The following is a 13,704-nucleotide window of genomic DNA, read 5'->3' on the forward strand; positions in this document are numbered from 1 at the left end:
GCTGCTGGCCGGGCGTGCCGAGATGGCCAGTCGTCTGATTGGCGCGTACATGTGCTGCTATTCGGTCGGTAGTGGGGCGGGGGCGGTGACGGCGAGCTGGGTCTACGGGGCGTGGGGGTGGGGCGCGGTGTGTGGGCTGGGGGCTGGAGTCAGCGCGTTGGCGTGGGGGTATTGGTGGTGGCTGCACCGCCAGGGCTGAGCGGCAGCCAGAGGCCCCGCTGTACGGCGGGGCCTGAGTGCGTTGCGTGTCAGAACTTGTAGCCGATACCGACCATGTAGACCCACGGATCGACATCGACGTTGACCTTGGTCTTGCCCACGCCCAGGGCGCTCGGACCGTCGATGGTGGCCTTGGTGTCGATGTCGACGTACCAGACCGCGGCGTTGACCAGCAGGTTGTCGGTCAGCATGTAGTCCATGCCCAACTGGCCAGCCAGGCCGATGGAGTCCTGCAGCTTCATGTTGCTGAAGCCCTGCTGCTTGCGGGCGCTGCTGAGGTCTTCATCGAAGAACAGCGTGTAGTTGATGCCGATACCGGCATAGGGCTGGAACTTCGACGAGGCTTCCATCGGGTAGTACTGCAGCGACAGGGTCGGTGGCAGTTGCTTGATGTCGGCCAGCTTGCCGTCGAGCCCGCCGCCCAGGCCCTTGACGCCCACGGTGTGCTTGAACGGCGTGGCAGCGAGCAGCTCGATGCCGACGTGGTCGGTGAGCATGTAGGCGAAGGCCAGGCCCAGCTGGGTGTCGCTGTCGAGGGTGGCTTTGGTGCCGGAGACCTTGGCGCCGTCGAGCTTGAGGTCACTGCTACTTTCGTTCGGCGCAGTGGTGATGGCGCCGGCACGCATGATGAAGTCACCCGCCTGGTGGGCGTGGGCAACGGGGGCTGCGAGCGCCAACGCGACGAGCGAGGCACCGAGCAATGTCTTGTTCATGGAAGCTCCCAAAGGACGTAAGTAATCGAGTAGTCCAATGGTAAGGAGCCGTCCAAACACATTGTTTGACTCAGCTCAACGAAGCGGGCTTCACACGGGCGACACAGTTCTCATTTCAGCTCATATGCGTAGATTTTCTCGGCTTCCATCTGGTAACCGGCGTCGGCCAGCTCGCTGCTGGTGTTCTTGACCTGCATGCGTCCCTCGATCCAGTAGGGCTGGTACAGGTCTTCGACGCGCACGCCCATCTCGCTGAAGATGTGCACGATCTGGTTGGACGGCGGCGGCGGCACGTGGATGCAAGCGCCGTAGTAGGGCACCAGGAGAAACTCGGTGGTGCGGCCTTCTTCGCTGACTTCCAGCGGCACGATGTAGCCGGGCAGTTTGACCTGCTGCCCGTCCAGCGCTTTCACCACGGGGGCGTCGGGCGCCTGCTGGCGGGCTGCCGGGGCAGACTCGGCCGCGAGCGCGTCGCCCAGCGAGTTGCCCATCTGCGAGAGGTCATGCAGCGGGGTGAGCTGTGGGGGGATGACTGGCGCGCCCTCGGGGATCAGTGCCGGCCAGTCCAGCTCGCGCGGCTCGTCCGCCCAGGCCGGGATGATCAGCACCAGCAGCAACAGCAGGAGGATCTGTAGTGCTCTCTTCGCGGGCAAGCCCGTTCCCACAGGGATCGACATGACAAACTCTCAGAGGTGGATCGACAGGCCATCGGCCAACGACTGCCGGTAGGCACGCCAGGCCGGAACACTGCCCATCAGCAGCGCCGCACCGAGGATGATCGCCAGCAACGTCCATTCGTGCGGGCTTGGCCAGGCCAGCGGCAGGAACAGCCCGTAGTTGGACTGTACCGCGTCCTGGGCCAAGGCGATTCCCCCATAGAGCAATCCCAGCCCGGCGACGATACCGCTGACCGACAGCGCCAGCGCTTCGAGCACCAGCAGCCCGGCGATATGCCAGGGGCGCGCACCCACCGAGCGGAGGATGGCCATTTCGCGTCGCCGTTCGTTGAGGCTGGTGAGAATCGCCGTGAGCATGCCGATCAAACCGGTCAGTACCACGAACAGCGACACCACGAACAACGCCTGCTCGGCGATGCCCATCATGCTCCACAGCTCTTGCAGGGCCACGCCCGGCAAGATCGCCAGCAGCGGCTCGCTGCGGAATTCGTTGATTTCGCGCTGCACGCTGAAGGTGGCGATCTTGCTGTTCAGGCCGAGCATGAAGGCCGTGATGGCGGTGGGCTGAAGGTCCATGGTGCGCGCCTGGTCGGCGCTGATGCGCGCGGCGCCGCGGGCCGGCACGCCGTTCTGCCAGTCGACGTGGATGGCTTCCATCCCCGCCAGGCTGATGTGCAGGGTGCGGTCCACGGGGGTGCCGGTGCGCTGCAGGATGCCGACCACGGTGAAGGGCTTGTCGTCGTGCTTGACCAGGCTGATGGTGGCGATGCCGTGGGCCAGCACCAGGCTGTCGCCGAGCTTGTAGTGCAGGGCTTCAGCCACTTCGGCGCCGAGCACCACTTCGAACGGGTCGTTGGCGAACTGGCGGCCCTGGCTCAGTTGCAGTTGCTGCTGGCGGCCGTACTGGTAGTGGGTGAAGTAATCGCTGTTGGTGCCCATCACCCGGTAGCCGCGGTGCGAGTCGCCCAGGGAGATCGGGATCGCCCACTTGACCCGCGGGTCCTTGGCGTAGTGCTCGAAGCTGTCCCAGCGGATGTTGTTGGTGGCGTTGCCGATACGGAACACCGAGTACAGCAGCAGGTTGACCGACCCCGAGCGCGCCCCGACGATCAGGTCGGTGCCGCTGATGGTGTTGGCGAAACTGGCGCGGGCTTCGGTACGCACGCGCTCCACGGCCAGCAGCAGGCACACCGACAAGGCGATGGCGAAGGCGGTGAGGAAGGCAGTGAAACGGCGGTTGGCCAGGCTGGCCAGGGCTAGACGGAGCAGGTACATCAGGCCTCCCGAGGCTTGGCGGCGCGGTTGAGCTCGGCCAACGACAGGTCGCGGTCGAACAGGGGCGCCAGGCTCTGGTCATGGCTGACGAACAGCAGGCTGGAGCCTGCGGCGCGGCATTCGTCGAACAGCAGGCGGATGAACACCTCGCGGGTGTCGGCGTCGAGCGCGGAGGTCGGCTCGTCGGCGATCACCAGTTCCGGTTGGCCGATCAGTGCACGCGCAGCGGCGACCCGCTGTTGCTGGCCGATCGACAGGGTGTCGGCGCGCCGGGCGAGCAGATCGGGGTCGCCCAGGCCCAGGTGGGCGAGCAACTGCGCCGCTGCCTGGTGGATGCTGCCATGGCGCTGCGCGGCGCGTTCGGCACGGCTGCGCGAAAAGCGGCAGGGCAACTCGACGTTTTCCTGCACGGAGAGAAACGGCAGCAGGTTGAACTGCTGGAAGATGTAGCCGGTGTGGTCGACACGGAAACGGTCGCGAGCGCCCTGGCCCAGCTCTGCCAGGTTCTGCCCGAGCAGCCGCACTTCGCCCTGGTCGGGCAGGTTGACCCCGCCCAGCAGGCCGAGCAGGGTGGTCTTGCCGCTGCCGCTGGGGCCTTTGAGGAACAGCGCCTCACCGGCCTCCAGGCGGAACTGGGGGATGTTCAGCAACGGCTGCTGGCCTGGCCAGGCAAAGACCAGGTCATGCAGTTCGATCAGCGGCTGGCTCATTCAGAACGCAACCACGGCCTTGGCCGGGGTGCTTTCGAAGCCCTTCTGGCCGTTCGGGCCGACCAACTGCACATTGATCTTCTGGGTTTGCGGGTACGCCTTGTACAGCGGCGACAGGTCGATCTGGGTCAGCTTGGCCGGAGCTGCGCAGGTCAGCTGGTAGTGCGCGTGGATCTCGCTGTGCTGGTGTTCATGCGCGTGGTCATGGTCATGGTCATGGTCGTGATCGTCGTCACCGTCGTCGTCCTTGGCCGATGGCTCGTCACCGAACAGCGGGCTTTCCAGCTCCTGCTGGTCTTCCTTGCAACCGGCCGCGCTGGCCAGGCCGAACAGCTTGAGCGGCTGTTCGAGCTGCTTGCGCACCGCCTCGACCTTGGCCTTGTCGGCATCGCTGCCAGGCATGTGCTCGAAACCGACCAGATTCATCGCCGGGCTCTCCAGCGCCAGCTCCAGGGTATTGCCATCCAGGCCGACGTTCAGACGTGCGACGCCGTGCTCGTGGGCAGGCAAGGTGCCGTGGGCATGATCGTGGTCGTGATCTTCATGGGCCTGGGCAACGGCCAGGGGCAGCAGGGCGAAGGGCAAGGCGAGGAGCAGGCGGCGCATGGACGACTCCGGAAGCGTACGGGAAAGATTTGGTAATGTTATAACAACTTTTCTTGTCGATGCCAGACGCTTGGCGCAGGTTTCATGTCGTGGGAGCATGCGCGTCATCGATCCGCGATTGAAGGAAGGCAGCGTGAGAATCCGAGGACAGATCGGCGACTGGCCGGTGGACCTGACCATCGAGCTGGATCCGGCGGAGTGGGCTCAGCTTGGGCGCAGGCTCGAAGAGGCGCCTGCGGTGACAGAGGTGGCGAGTGCGCCTGTGACTGCGCCAGCGCGGCAGGACGATAGCCAGTGGTCGGCGGCGCGCGAGGTGTTGCGTCAGGCCGGAGCGCTCAGTGGGCCTGAGTTGCTGGAGCGGCTGGAAGGGTTGGCCGGGAGTGTCGCGGCAGGCAAGCGGCTGCTGGTGCGTTTGCGCCACAGCAGTGAAGTGAAGGTGGAAAGCGGTGCGGATGCACCGGTATATCACTGGGTAGGCTAGTTGCCGGGGCCGGTGCGTGGCTGGATGCCACCTCCAGCAGGAGGTGGCGGCTTGGGGCTCAGAACATCGCCGAAGACAACCGGCGGCGGTACACGCCCACCAGCGGATGGTCGCCGCCGAGCAGGTCGAACACCTGCAGCATGGCTTTCTGCGGCAGGCCGTTGTCATAGGCGCGATTGCGCTGGAACAGCTTGAGCAGCCCGTCCAGCGCAGCTTCGTACTGCTGGCGCGCCAGTTGCTGGATGCACAACTGGTAAGCCGCTTCGTCATCCTGCGGGTTCTGCGCCAGGCGGCTCTTGAGCTCGGCAGCCTCCGGCAGGCTGGCGGCCTGGCGCAGGAAGGTCAGTTGCGCCTTGGCACCGGCGAGCGCGGCCTTGTGCTCATCGCTCTTGACTGCGTCCAGCACTTGCTGCGCTGCGTCCAGGTCGCCGCGCTCGGCCAGGCAGCGGCCATAGTAGATCAGCGCCTCGGCGTTGCTGTTGTCTTCACCGAGCAGCGCCTGCAGCAGCGCTTCGGCTTCGCTGAAACGGCTCTCGGCGAACAGCGCCTTGGCCTGCTCCAGCGGCGAAGCGGTCGGGGGGGCAGGCATCTGCACATGCGGCTCGAGCATGGCGCGAATCGCCGACTCCGGCTGGGCACCGGCAAAGCCGTCGACCGGCTGGCCATCCTTGAACAGCACCACGGTCGGCAGGCTGCGGATACCGAACTGGGCCACCACCTGCTGCTCGACATCGCAGTTGATCTTGGCCAGCAGCAGCTCGCCCTGGTAGCCCTCGGCGATCTTCGCCAGCATCGGCATCAGCGCCTTGCAGGGCGCGCACCACTCGGCCCAGAAGTCCACCAGCACGGGCTTGTGGAAGGAATTCTCGATCACCAGTTGCTGGAAGTTGGCATCGGTGGCGTCGAAGATGTAGGGCGTGGCGGTATTAGAAGAAGCTTGGCTCATCGCAACTCTCGCAGCTTTCGCACATTCGGAATGGCACCACTATAAAGGCTCGCGGCTGGCGTGGTACAGGCTGACCCGGCGGAATTCGTGCGGCTCGGCCAGGTCTGGCAGGGTCAGGGCGTCGAGCACGCCGAGCTGGCGATAGAGCGGGTGGCTGAAGTCGCGTACCCGCGAGTCGGCGACCAGTGCCTGGCGACCCCGGCCGAGAAAGGCATCGAGCAAGGGCAGGTTGGCGCGGTCGTACAGCACGTCGGCGACGAGGATCAGGTCGAAGCGGTCGGCTTCGGCGAAAAAATCCTCGCTGTAGCCCAGCGTCACGCCGTTGAGTGCAGCGTTGGCGCGGCATGCGTCCAGGGCCAGCGGGTCGAGGTCGCAGGCGACCACCTCGCGCGCACCGGCACGGGCTGCGGCGATGCCGGCGATCCCCGAACCTGCGCCGAAGTCCAGCACGCGCTTGTCACGTACCCATTCGGGGTGTTGGGCCAGGTAGCGGGCCATGGCCAGGCCGCTGGCCCAGCAGAAGCTCCAGTAGGGGGGCTCGTCGAGGATGCGCCGGGTCTCGTCGGGGCTGAATGCCCGGTCCATGTTCTCGGCGTCGATCAGCCACAGCTTGAGGTCGCAGCCCGGCAATTCGCTAATGACCAGGCGCGCTTCGCCAATCAGGCCGCTGAGGGCCTGTTGCAGGTGTAGCGGTGTCACGTTATGGCGCCTTCTCGAAACGCAGTGGGCCGGTGGTCTGGGTTTCGGCCTGGACGATGCGCTGCGGCGGCAGGTGCATGATCAGTTGGCCGGAGCGGCTGGCGCGCCCGCGCAGCTCGACCCGGGCGCCGGCAGGAAAGGCCTCGGGGTTGAAGCGTAGATGATACGGCAGGGCCTGGCCGGTGCCGGTCAGGTCGCTGCTGGCCAGCAGGCGTTGGGGGCGGCCGCGCTCGTCGATCACCAGCAGTGCCAGCTCGACTTCGGCGCCTGCGGGGATTTCCATCAGGGTGCCGCTGAGTTCGCGCTGGTAGGCCGGCAGCGGGCCCGGTTCGTCGCTCTTCTTGACCGTCTTGGGCGCGCTGGGCGCCACAGGCTGCTCGGGCTTCGGTCGGTCGCTGCCGCAGGCGGCGAGCAGGCCGGCCAGGCACAGGACGACGAGGGCTCGATGGTGCATGGGGTAATCCTTCACAGGCAGATTTCTCTGGATGGTAACCCCTTTGGCTTGTCTTGCCAGTGGGATGCGCTACCATGGCCCTCCCTTTTTTTGTTGCCTGCCACCATGCACTGTCCCTTTTGCGGTGCCAACGACACCAAGGTCATCGATTCGCGACTGGTCGCCGAGGGCGAACAGGTCCGCCGCCGCCGCGAATGCGTCGCCTGCGGCGAGCGCTTCACCACCTTCGAGACCGCCGAACTGGTCTTGCCCCGGCTGATCAAGCAGGACGGCACGCGCCAGCCCTTCGACGAAGACAAACTGCGTGCCGGCATGCAGCGGGCGCTGGAGAAGCGCCCTGTCGGCGTCGAGCGCCTGGAAGCGGCGCTGGCGCACATCAAGAGCCGCCTGCGGGCTACCGGCGAGCGCGAAGTGAAGTCGCTGGTGGTCGGCGAGCTGGTGATGTCCGAGCTGCGCAAGCTCGACGAAGTTGCCTACATCCGCTTCGCTTCGGTGTATCGGCGCTTCCAGGACCTCGACGAATTCCGTGAAGAAATCGACCGCCTGGCCCGTGAGCCAGCCAAAGAGTAAGCATGTCCAGCCAGACCGCGTTGCTTGACGCCCATTACATGGCCCGTGCCCTGGAACTGGCCCGCAAGGGCCTGTACACCACCCACCCCAACCCGCGGGTGGGCTGCGTGATCGTTCGCGACGGCGAAGTGGTCGGCGAGGGCTGGCACGTGCGTGCCGGCGAGCCGCATGCCGAAGTGCATGCCCTGCGCCAGGCCGGTGAGCGTGCGCGTGGCGCCTGCGCCTACGTCACCCTCGAGCCCTGCAGCCACCATGGCCGCACGCCACCGTGCGCCGAGGCGCTGGTCAAGGCAGGTGTGGCGCGGGTGGTGGCGGCGATGCAAGACCCCAACCCGCAGGTGGCCGGGCGTGGCCTGGGTCGGCTGGCCGAAGCCGGTATCGAGGTTGCCAGTGGCGTGCTCGAGGCCGAAGCCCGCGCACTCAACCCGGGCTTTCTCAAGCGCATGGAGCATGGGCTGCCCTTCGTTCGTGCCAAGCTGGCGATGAGCCTGGACGGCCGCACTGCCATGGCCAGCGGCGAGAGCCAGTGGATTACCGGCCCCGCTGCGCGCGCCGCGGTACAGCGCCTGCGCGCCCGCTCCAGCGTGGTGCTGACCAGTGCCCAGAGCGTGCTGGCCGACAACGCGCGGATGACCGTGCGCGCCGCCGAGCTTGGCCTGGACGACGAAATGACTGCGCTGGCCGTGTCGCGCCCGCCGCTGCGGGTGTTGATCGATGGCCGTCTGCGCCTGCCGCTGGACGCCCCGTTCTTTCAGGCCGGTCCGGCGCTGGTGGTCACCGCCGCCGCGCAGGACCCGCGCTACGCCGCCGCCGGCCACGAGTTGCTGGTGCTGCCCGGCAGCGACGGCCAGGTCGACTTGCCTGCGCTGCTGCGCCTGCTGGCCGAGCGCGGTGCCAGCGAGGTCCTGCTCGAAGCGGGCGCCGGTCTGGTCGGCGCCTTCGCTCGCCACGGCCTGATCGACGAATATCAGCTGTTCGTCGCCGGCACTTTCCTCGGTTCCCAGGCCCGCCCGTTGCTGGAGTGGCCGCTGGAGCACATGAGCGAAGCGCCGCGGCTGAAGATCATCGAAATGCGCGCCGTGGGCGATGACTGGCGAGTCACGGCCATCCCCTTGCCCGCGCCCGGCGTATAATGCCGGGCTTGCTTCGCGCAGCCCGTACCTGAGGAGAACACCATGTTCACCGGCATCATCGAATCCATCGGCACCATTCGCAGCATGACCCCCAAGGGCGGTGACGTGCGCGTCTACGTCGAAACCGGCAAGCTCGACCTGGGCGACGTCAAGCTCGGCGACAGTATCGCGGTCAACGGCGTGTGCCTGACCGCCGTGGAACTGCCAGGCGATGGCTTCTGGGCCGACGTCAGCGTCGAGACCCTCAAGCGCACCGCCATGGTCGAGCTCAAGAGCGGCAGCCGCGTCAATCTCGAAAAGGCCCTGACCCCCACCACCCGCCTGGGCGGCCACCTGGTCAGCGGCCATGTCGACGGTGTCGGCGAAATCGTCTCGCGCAGCGATAACGCCCGCGCCATCCAGTTCCGCGTACGCGCCCCGAAAGAGCTGGCCAAGTACATCGCCCACAAGGGCTCGATCACCGTCGATGGCACCAGCCTGACGGTCAATGAGGTCGATGGCGCTGAGTTCGAGCTGACCATCGTCCCGCACACCCTGTCCGAAACCATCATGGCCGACTACCGTGCAGGTCGTCGGGTGAACCTTGAGGTCGACCTGCTGGCCCGTTACCTGGAGCGTCTGCTGCTGGGCGACAAGGCTGCCGAGCCGAGCAAAGGCAGTGGCATCACCGAAAGCTTCCTGGCCGCCAACGGCTTCTTGAAATCCTGATTGAGAAGGGGGTGCCGCGTGGCGCTCAACAGCATCGAAGAACTGGTCGAAGACATCCGCCAGGGCAAAATGGTCATCCTCATGGATGACGAAGACCGCGAAAACGAAGGCGACATCATCATGGCAGCCGAGTGCTGCCTGCCCGAGCACATCAACTTCATGGCCAAGCACGCCCGTGGCCTGATCTGCATGCCGATGACCCGTGAGCGCTGCGAAACGCTCAAGCTGCCGCTGATGGCGCCGCGCAACGGCTCCGGCTTCGGCACCAAGTTCACCGTGTCGATCGAGGCCGCCGAGGGCGTCACCACCGGCATCTCCGCCGCCGACCGCGCCCGCACCGTCCAGGCTGCCGCCGCGAAGGACGCCAAGGCCGAGGATATCGTCAGCCCTGGCCACATCTTCCCGCTGATGGCTCAGCCTGGCGGCACCCTGGCCCGCGCCGGCCACACCGAAGCGGCCTGCGACCTGGCGCGCATGGCCGGTTTCGAGCCGAGTGGCGTCATCTGCGAAGTGATGAACGACGACGGCACCATGTCGCGCCGCGCCGAGCTGGAAGTGTTCGCCGCCGAGCACAACCTCAAGATCGGCACCATCGCCGACCTGATCCACTACCGCATGATCCACGAGCGCACCGTGCAGCGCGTCTCCGAACAGCCGGTCGAAAGCGAGCTGGGCCAGTTCAACCTGGTTACCTATCGTGACTCGGTGGAAGGCGACGTGCACATGGCGCTGACGCTGGGCAAGATCTGCGCCGAAGAGCCGACCCTGGTGCGCGTGCACAACATGGATCCGCTGCGTGACCTGCTGCTGGTCAAGCAGCCTGGCCGTTGGAGCCTGCGCGCGGCCATGGCCGCAGTGGCCGAGGCCGGCAGCGGCGTGGTGCTGCTGCTGGGCCACCCGCTGGACGGCGATGTGCTGCTGGCGCATATCCGCGAAAGCGCGGGCGATGTGCAGGCCAAGGTGCCCAGCACCTACAGCACCGTGGGTGCCGGTTCGCAGATCCTGCGCGACCTCGGTGTGCGCAAGATGCGCCTGATGAGCTCGCCGATGAAGTTCAACGCGATATCCGGATTCGATCTGGAAGTTGTAGAATACGTGCCCTCCGAGTGACACAGGTGCGCCAGCTTTGTCCTGGCGCTCGTGTCCGAACCCTCCCGAAGGCCGCCTGGTGCGGCCTCGCTCTTTAATATGAGAATACCGGAATGACCCTGAAGACCATCGAAGGTACCTTCATCGCCCCCAAAGGTCGCTATGCTTTGGTGGTTGGCCGCTTCAACAGCTTCGTCGTCGAAAGCCTGGTGAGCGGTGCCGTCGATGCCCTGGTTCGCCATGGCGTCAGCGAAAGCGACATCACCATTATCCGTGCCCCGGGTGCCTTCGAGATCCCGCTGGTGGCACAGAAAGTCGCCCAGCAAGGCGATTACAGCGCGATCATCGCCCTGGGTGCAGTGATCCGTGGCGGTACCCCGCACTTCGAATACGTGGCGGGCGAATGCACCAAGGGCCTGGCCCAGGTGTCCATGGAGTTCGGCGTTCCGGTATCCTTCGGCGTGCTGACCGTCGACTCCATCGAGCAAGCCATCGAGCGTTCCGGCACCAAAGCCGGTAACAAAGGTGCCGAAGCTGCCCTGTCCGCCCTGGAAATGGTCAGCCTGCTGGCGCAGTTGGAGGCCAAGTGATTAGCGACGACAGCGATCGTTTCAACCCGCGCGATCCAAAACCTGCGGATGCCGGCAAGCCCTCCAAGAGTGCCAAGCGTCGCGAAGCCCGCAAGCTCGCCACGCAAGCGCTCTACCAGTGGCACATGGCGCAGCATTCGCTGAACGAGATCGAGGCTCAGTTCCGGGTCGATAACGATTTCTCCGATGTCGACGGTGCCTATTTCCGCGAAATCCTCCACGGGGTTCCGGCAATCAAGGGCGAAATCGACAGCGCACTCAGCCCTTGCCTGGACCTGGCACTGGACGAACTCGACCCGGTCGAGCTGGCCGTGCTGCGTCTGTCCACCTGGGAGTTCATCAAGCGCGTCGACGTACCGTACCGCGTGGTGATCAACGAAGGCGTGGAGCTGGCCAAGGTCTTCGGTGCCACCGATGGCCACAAGTTCGTCAACGGTGTGCTCGACAAGCTCGCGCCCAACCTGCGCGAAGCTGAAGTCAAGGCCAACAAGCGCTGATCGCGGCGCTGACGAGCCATGGGTGAGTTCGAGCTGATCCGCCACTTCTTTGCCGCCGCGCCTTGTGCGCAGGGCGGTGACGGCGTGGCCCTGGGGATCGGTGACGATTGCGCCCTGCTGGAGCTGCCGGCCGGCGAACAGCTGGCAGTCTCCACCGACACGCTGGTCGCGGGCGTGCACTTCCCGGCAGTCTGCGACCCCTCGCTGCTCGGCCAGCGCTCGTTGGCCGTGGCCGCGAGCGACCTGGCGGCCATGGGCGCGACTGCCATCGGCTTCACCCTGGCCCTGACCTTGCCCGAGGTCAGCGCGGATTGGCTGCAAGCCTATGCCCAAGGCCTGCAGCGCATGGCCCACCGCTGTCGCATGAGCCTGATCGGCGGCGACACCACCCGCGGCCCGCTGAGCATCACCGTCACCGTGTTTGGCCGGGTTCCGGCCGGGCAGGCCTTGCGCCGTGATGGTGCCAGGCCGGGCGACCTGCTGTGTGTCGGCGGCAACCTGGGCAACGCCGCAGGGGCCTTGCCGCTGGTGTTGGGCGAGCGCCAGGCGCCGGTTGAACAGGCCCAGGCGCTGCTTGCGCAGTACTGGTCGCCGATGCCGCAGCTCACCTTGGGCCAGCTGCTGCGTGGCCAGGCCACGGCGGCGCTGGACGTTTCCGACGGCCTGCTTGCCGACTGCGGTCATATCGCCCGGGCCTCGGGCGTCGCCCTCGAAGTGAACCAGCATCAGGTTCCGGTATCTACCGAACTGGAGGCTTTCCTCGGGCGTGACGCTGCCGTGCACGCGGCGCTCACCGGCGGCGACGACTACGTGCTGGCCTTCACCATCCCCGCCGCGCAACACCAGGCATTGCAGCTGCCGGGGTTCATCCATGTCCATGTCATCGGCCGCGTCCTGGACGGGCAGGGCGTCACGCTGCGTGATCGCCAGGGTCGTGACATCACCCCCACGCAACGGGGCTATCAACATTTCAGGGAGACACCGTGACCGACCACCCCAATCAGGTGCCTGCGGAGTTCGTTCCGCCTTCGGTCTGGCGCAATCCATGGCACTTCATCGCGTTCGGCTTCGGCTCCGGCACCTTGCCCAAGGCGCCGGGCACCTGGGGCTCGCTGGTGGCGCTGCCGTTCATCCCGCTGTGGCAGATGCTGCCGGACTGGGGCTACTGGCTGCTGCTGGGAATCACCATGCTGTTCGGCTTCTGGCTGTGCGGCAAGGTGGCGAACGACCTGCGCGTGCACGATCATGAAGGCATCGTCTGGGACGAGATGGTCGGCATGTGGATCACCTTGTGGCTGGTGCCCGAAGGTTGGCAGTGGTTGCTCGCAGGGTTCCTGATGTTCCGCTTCTTCGACATCCTCAAGCCCTGGCCGATCCGCTGGATCGACCGCCATGTGCACGGCGGTGTCGGCATCATGCTCGACGATATCCTGGCCGGCGTGTTCGCCTGGCTGGGCATGCAAGTGCTGGTTTGGGCGGTAGCCTGATACAGGGAGCGGGTCGATGGCCATACGGACAGTGCTGCTGGCGCTGATGCTGGTTTTCCTGCCCTGGAGTGCCGGGGCCGTTGAGTTGCCGAAGCAGGTGCGGCTGGTCAGCGAGGAGTGGATCGACTACACCAACGCCGATGGCAGCGGGGTTGCCTGGGATGTGCTGCGCAAGGTGTTCGAACCGGCCGGGGTGAAGGTCGAGGTAACGAGCGCGCCTTACAGCCGTGCAGTCGGGCTGGTCAAGCGCGGCGAGGCCGATGCCTGGGTGGGTTCGTACAAGCAGGAGAACGAAGACAACCTCTACCCGCGCTGGCACTTCGATATGGACCATATCTATGCATTGGGGCTCGCCAGCAAGCCGGTTCCGACGCTGAACAGCGTCGGCGAGTACCGCCTGGCGTGGGTGCGCGGCTATGACTACCAGAGCTACCTGCCCGATGTGAAAAACTTCCGCGAGATCCAGCGCCGCGAAGGCATCCTGCCGATGCTGGAGCATGACCGGGTGGATTTCTATATCGATGCCGAAACCGAAGTGGATTACGTGCTGCACCAGACCAGCAAGCCGCAGGACTTCCGCCGCACCCACATCGCTGAGCTGCCGCTGTATCTGGCCTTTACCCGCAGCGATCAAGGCAAGGCCCTGCGCGACCTGTTCGACCAGCGCATGGAGAAGCTGGTACGCAGTGGCGAGCTGCGCTCGATCTTCGAACGCTGGAAGCAGCCGTACCCGTTCGCTTCCGACAGCCAGCCGCATTGATCGCCGAGGCTCCGACCGCGGGGGGCGTATCGGGCGAGCCTATGCATCGAACTTTTCGATCTTAAGCCGCGAGATTCAGCCTGCGCATGC

Annotated in this window: 18 protein-coding genes and 1 pseudogene; 11 read left to right on the plus strand and 8 right to left on the minus strand. The window is 65.9% G+C overall.

Features of this window, described 5'->3' with window-relative positions; all coding sequences use genetic code 11:
- A pseudogene (locus F6X62_RS25235) lies at positions 1-199 on the plus strand (MFS transporter); the annotation flags it as partial.
- Positions 200-248: 49 nt separating this feature from the next.
- Here the strand turns inward: F6X62_RS25235 and F6X62_RS19115 are convergent.
- The 5 genes from F6X62_RS19115 to F6X62_RS19135 all read right to left on the minus strand — a co-directional run bounded on the left by F6X62_RS19115 (position 249) and on the right by F6X62_RS19135 (position 4,200).
- The gene (locus F6X62_RS19115) at positions 249-932 is read right to left on the minus strand and encodes an OmpW family protein (RefSeq protein ID WP_063542509.1); all 684 of its coding nucleotides are present in this window, start codon (positions 930-932) and stop codon (positions 249-251) included.
- A 110-nt stretch (positions 933-1,042) separates the two neighbouring features.
- Positions 1,043-1,609 carry a DUF3299 domain-containing protein gene (locus F6X62_RS19120; RefSeq protein WP_054893588.1) on the minus strand — a complete coding sequence of 189 codons (567 nt, stop codon included), beginning with the start codon at positions 1,607-1,609 and terminating at the stop codon, positions 1,043-1,045.
- Between the two features lie 9 nt (positions 1,610-1,618).
- Positions 1,619-2,884: an ABC transporter permease gene (locus tag F6X62_RS19125; RefSeq protein WP_153774416.1), complete on the minus strand. Its 1,266-nt coding sequence runs from the start codon at positions 2,882-2,884 to the stop codon at positions 1,619-1,621.
- On the minus strand, positions 2,884-3,594 hold the full coding sequence (locus tag F6X62_RS19130) for an ATP-binding cassette domain-containing protein (protein WP_054893590.1): 711 nt from the start codon (positions 3,592-3,594) through the stop codon (positions 2,884-2,886). The genes F6X62_RS19125 and F6X62_RS19130 overlap by 1 nt, the downstream gene beginning before the upstream one ends.
- Positions 3,595-4,200, minus strand: a complete 606-nt coding sequence (locus F6X62_RS19135; RefSeq protein ID WP_153774417.1) for a DUF2796 domain-containing protein — start codon at positions 4,198-4,200, stop codon at positions 3,595-3,597.
- A gap of 133 nt (positions 4,201-4,333) precedes the next feature.
- Between F6X62_RS19135 and F6X62_RS19140 the strand changes: the two genes are divergently transcribed.
- Positions 4,334-4,681: a hypothetical protein gene (locus F6X62_RS19140; protein ID WP_153774418.1), complete on the plus strand. Its 348-nt coding sequence runs from the start codon at positions 4,334-4,336 to the stop codon at positions 4,679-4,681.
- A 58-nt stretch (positions 4,682-4,739) separates the two neighbouring features.
- Here the strand turns inward: F6X62_RS19140 and trxA are convergent, their stop codons facing one another.
- The 3 genes from trxA to F6X62_RS19155 are packed head-to-tail and all read right to left on the minus strand — an operon-like array spanning position 4,740 to position 6,780.
- Positions 4,740-5,627 (minus strand): thioredoxin, encoded by an 888-nt coding sequence (trxA, locus tag F6X62_RS19145; RefSeq protein ID WP_153774419.1) that lies wholly within the window; start codon positions 5,625-5,627, stop codon positions 4,740-4,742.
- A gap of 39 nt (positions 5,628-5,666) precedes the next feature.
- Positions 5,667-6,326, minus strand: a complete 660-nt coding sequence (locus tag F6X62_RS19150) for a methyltransferase (protein ID WP_065862365.1) — start codon at positions 6,324-6,326, stop codon at positions 5,667-5,669.
- Position 6,327: 1 nt separating this feature from the next.
- Positions 6,328-6,780 (minus strand): YbaY family lipoprotein, encoded by a 453-nt coding sequence (locus F6X62_RS19155; protein WP_063542517.1) that lies wholly within the window; start codon positions 6,778-6,780, stop codon positions 6,328-6,330.
- 105 nt (positions 6,781-6,885) lie between these two features.
- On the opposite strand from F6X62_RS19155, the gene nrdR reads away from it, so the two are divergent.
- The 9 genes from nrdR (at position 6,886) to F6X62_RS19200 (ending at position 13,614) form a co-directional block, all read left to right on the plus strand.
- Positions 6,886-7,350 (plus strand): transcriptional regulator NrdR, encoded by a 465-nt coding sequence (gene nrdR / locus F6X62_RS19160; protein ID WP_054893595.1) that lies wholly within the window; start codon positions 6,886-6,888, stop codon positions 7,348-7,350.
- A gap of 2 nt (positions 7,351-7,352) precedes the next feature.
- Positions 7,353-8,483, plus strand: coding sequence for a bifunctional diaminohydroxyphosphoribosylaminopyrimidine deaminase/5-amino-6-(5-phosphoribosylamino)uracil reductase RibD (gene ribD / locus F6X62_RS19165; protein WP_063542519.1), 1,131 nt, complete (start codon positions 7,353-7,355; stop codon positions 8,481-8,483).
- 42 nt (positions 8,484-8,525) lie between these two features.
- Positions 8,526-9,191, plus strand: a complete 666-nt coding sequence (locus F6X62_RS19170) for a riboflavin synthase (protein WP_054893597.1) — start codon at positions 8,526-8,528, stop codon at positions 9,189-9,191.
- Between the two features lie 18 nt (positions 9,192-9,209).
- On the plus strand, positions 9,210-10,301 hold the full coding sequence (ribBA, locus tag F6X62_RS19175; RefSeq protein WP_054893598.1) for a bifunctional 3,4-dihydroxy-2-butanone-4-phosphate synthase/GTP cyclohydrolase II: 1,092 nt from the start codon (positions 9,210-9,212) through the stop codon (positions 10,299-10,301).
- A 92-nt stretch (positions 10,302-10,393) separates the two neighbouring features.
- Positions 10,394-10,870, plus strand: coding sequence for a 6,7-dimethyl-8-ribityllumazine synthase (ribE, locus tag F6X62_RS19180; RefSeq protein WP_054893599.1), 477 nt, complete (start codon positions 10,394-10,396; stop codon positions 10,868-10,870).
- Positions 10,867-11,367, plus strand: a complete 501-nt coding sequence (gene nusB, locus F6X62_RS19185) for a transcription antitermination factor NusB (RefSeq protein ID WP_054893600.1) — start codon at positions 10,867-10,869, stop codon at positions 11,365-11,367. The genes ribE and nusB overlap by 4 nt, the downstream gene beginning before the upstream one ends.
- An 18-nt stretch (positions 11,368-11,385) precedes the next feature.
- Positions 11,386-12,354 (plus strand): thiamine-phosphate kinase, encoded by a 969-nt coding sequence (gene thiL / locus F6X62_RS19190; RefSeq protein WP_153774420.1) that lies wholly within the window; start codon positions 11,386-11,388, stop codon positions 12,352-12,354.
- On the plus strand, positions 12,351-12,854 hold the full coding sequence (locus F6X62_RS19195) for a phosphatidylglycerophosphatase A (protein ID WP_054893602.1): 504 nt from the start codon (positions 12,351-12,353) through the stop codon (positions 12,852-12,854). The genes thiL and F6X62_RS19195 overlap by 4 nt, the downstream gene beginning before the upstream one ends.
- A 16-nt stretch (positions 12,855-12,870) precedes the next feature.
- A complete protein-coding gene (locus F6X62_RS19200; RefSeq protein ID WP_153774421.1) occupies positions 12,871-13,614 on the plus strand; it encodes an ABC transporter substrate-binding protein in 744 nt (247 codons plus the stop codon).
- The last annotated feature ends 90 nt before the right edge of the window (positions 13,615-13,704 follow it).

The sequence above is a fragment of the Pseudomonas sp. MNR3A genome (assembly GCF_009650575.1).
GTDB classification, from domain to species: Bacteria; Pseudomonadota; Gammaproteobacteria; order Pseudomonadales; family Pseudomonadaceae; genus Aquipseudomonas; species Aquipseudomonas machongensis.

What these genes read in the sequence shown, in the direction of transcription:
- F6X62_RS19200 (WP_153774421.1), top strand. Translation starts at nt 12,871, where the DNA reads ATGGCCATACGGACAGTGCTGCTGGCGCTGATGCTGGTTTTCCTGCCC.
- ribE (WP_054893599.1), top strand. Translation starts at nt 10,394, where the DNA reads ATGACCCTGAAGACCATCGAAGGTACCTTCATCGCCCCCAAAGGTCGC.
- F6X62_RS19125 (WP_153774416.1), bottom strand. Translation starts at nt 2,884, where the DNA reads ATGTACCTGCTCCGTCTAGCCCTGGCCAGCCTGGCCAACCGCCGTTTC.
- F6X62_RS19135 (WP_153774417.1), bottom strand. Translation starts at nt 4,200, where the DNA reads ATGCGCCGCCTGCTCCTCGCCTTGCCCTTCGCCCTGCTGCCCCTGGCC.
- F6X62_RS19115 (WP_063542509.1), bottom strand. Translation starts at nt 932, where the DNA reads ATGAACAAGACATTGCTCGGTGCCTCGCTCGTCGCGTTGGCGCTCGCA.
- F6X62_RS19130 (WP_054893590.1), bottom strand. Translation starts at nt 3,594, where the DNA reads ATGAGCCAGCCGCTGATCGAACTGCATGACCTGGTCTTTGCCTGGCCA.
- ribD (WP_063542519.1), top strand. Translation starts at nt 7,353, where the DNA reads ATGTCCAGCCAGACCGCGTTGCTTGACGCCCATTACATGGCCCGTGCC.
- F6X62_RS19170 (WP_054893597.1), top strand. Translation starts at nt 8,526, where the DNA reads ATGTTCACCGGCATCATCGAATCCATCGGCACCATTCGCAGCATGACC.
- thiL (WP_153774420.1), top strand. Translation starts at nt 11,386, where the DNA reads ATGGGTGAGTTCGAGCTGATCCGCCACTTCTTTGCCGCCGCGCCTTGT.
- trxA (WP_153774419.1), bottom strand. Translation starts at nt 5,627, where the DNA reads ATGAGCCAAGCTTCTTCTAATACCGCCACGCCCTACATCTTCGACGCC.
- F6X62_RS19155 (WP_063542517.1), bottom strand. Translation starts at nt 6,780, where the DNA reads ATGCACCATCGAGCCCTCGTCGTCCTGTGCCTGGCCGGCCTGCTCGCC.
- nrdR (WP_054893595.1), top strand. Translation starts at nt 6,886, where the DNA reads ATGCACTGTCCCTTTTGCGGTGCCAACGACACCAAGGTCATCGATTCG.
- F6X62_RS19120 (WP_054893588.1), bottom strand. Translation starts at nt 1,609, where the DNA reads ATGTCGATCCCTGTGGGAACGGGCTTGCCCGCGAAGAGAGCACTACAG.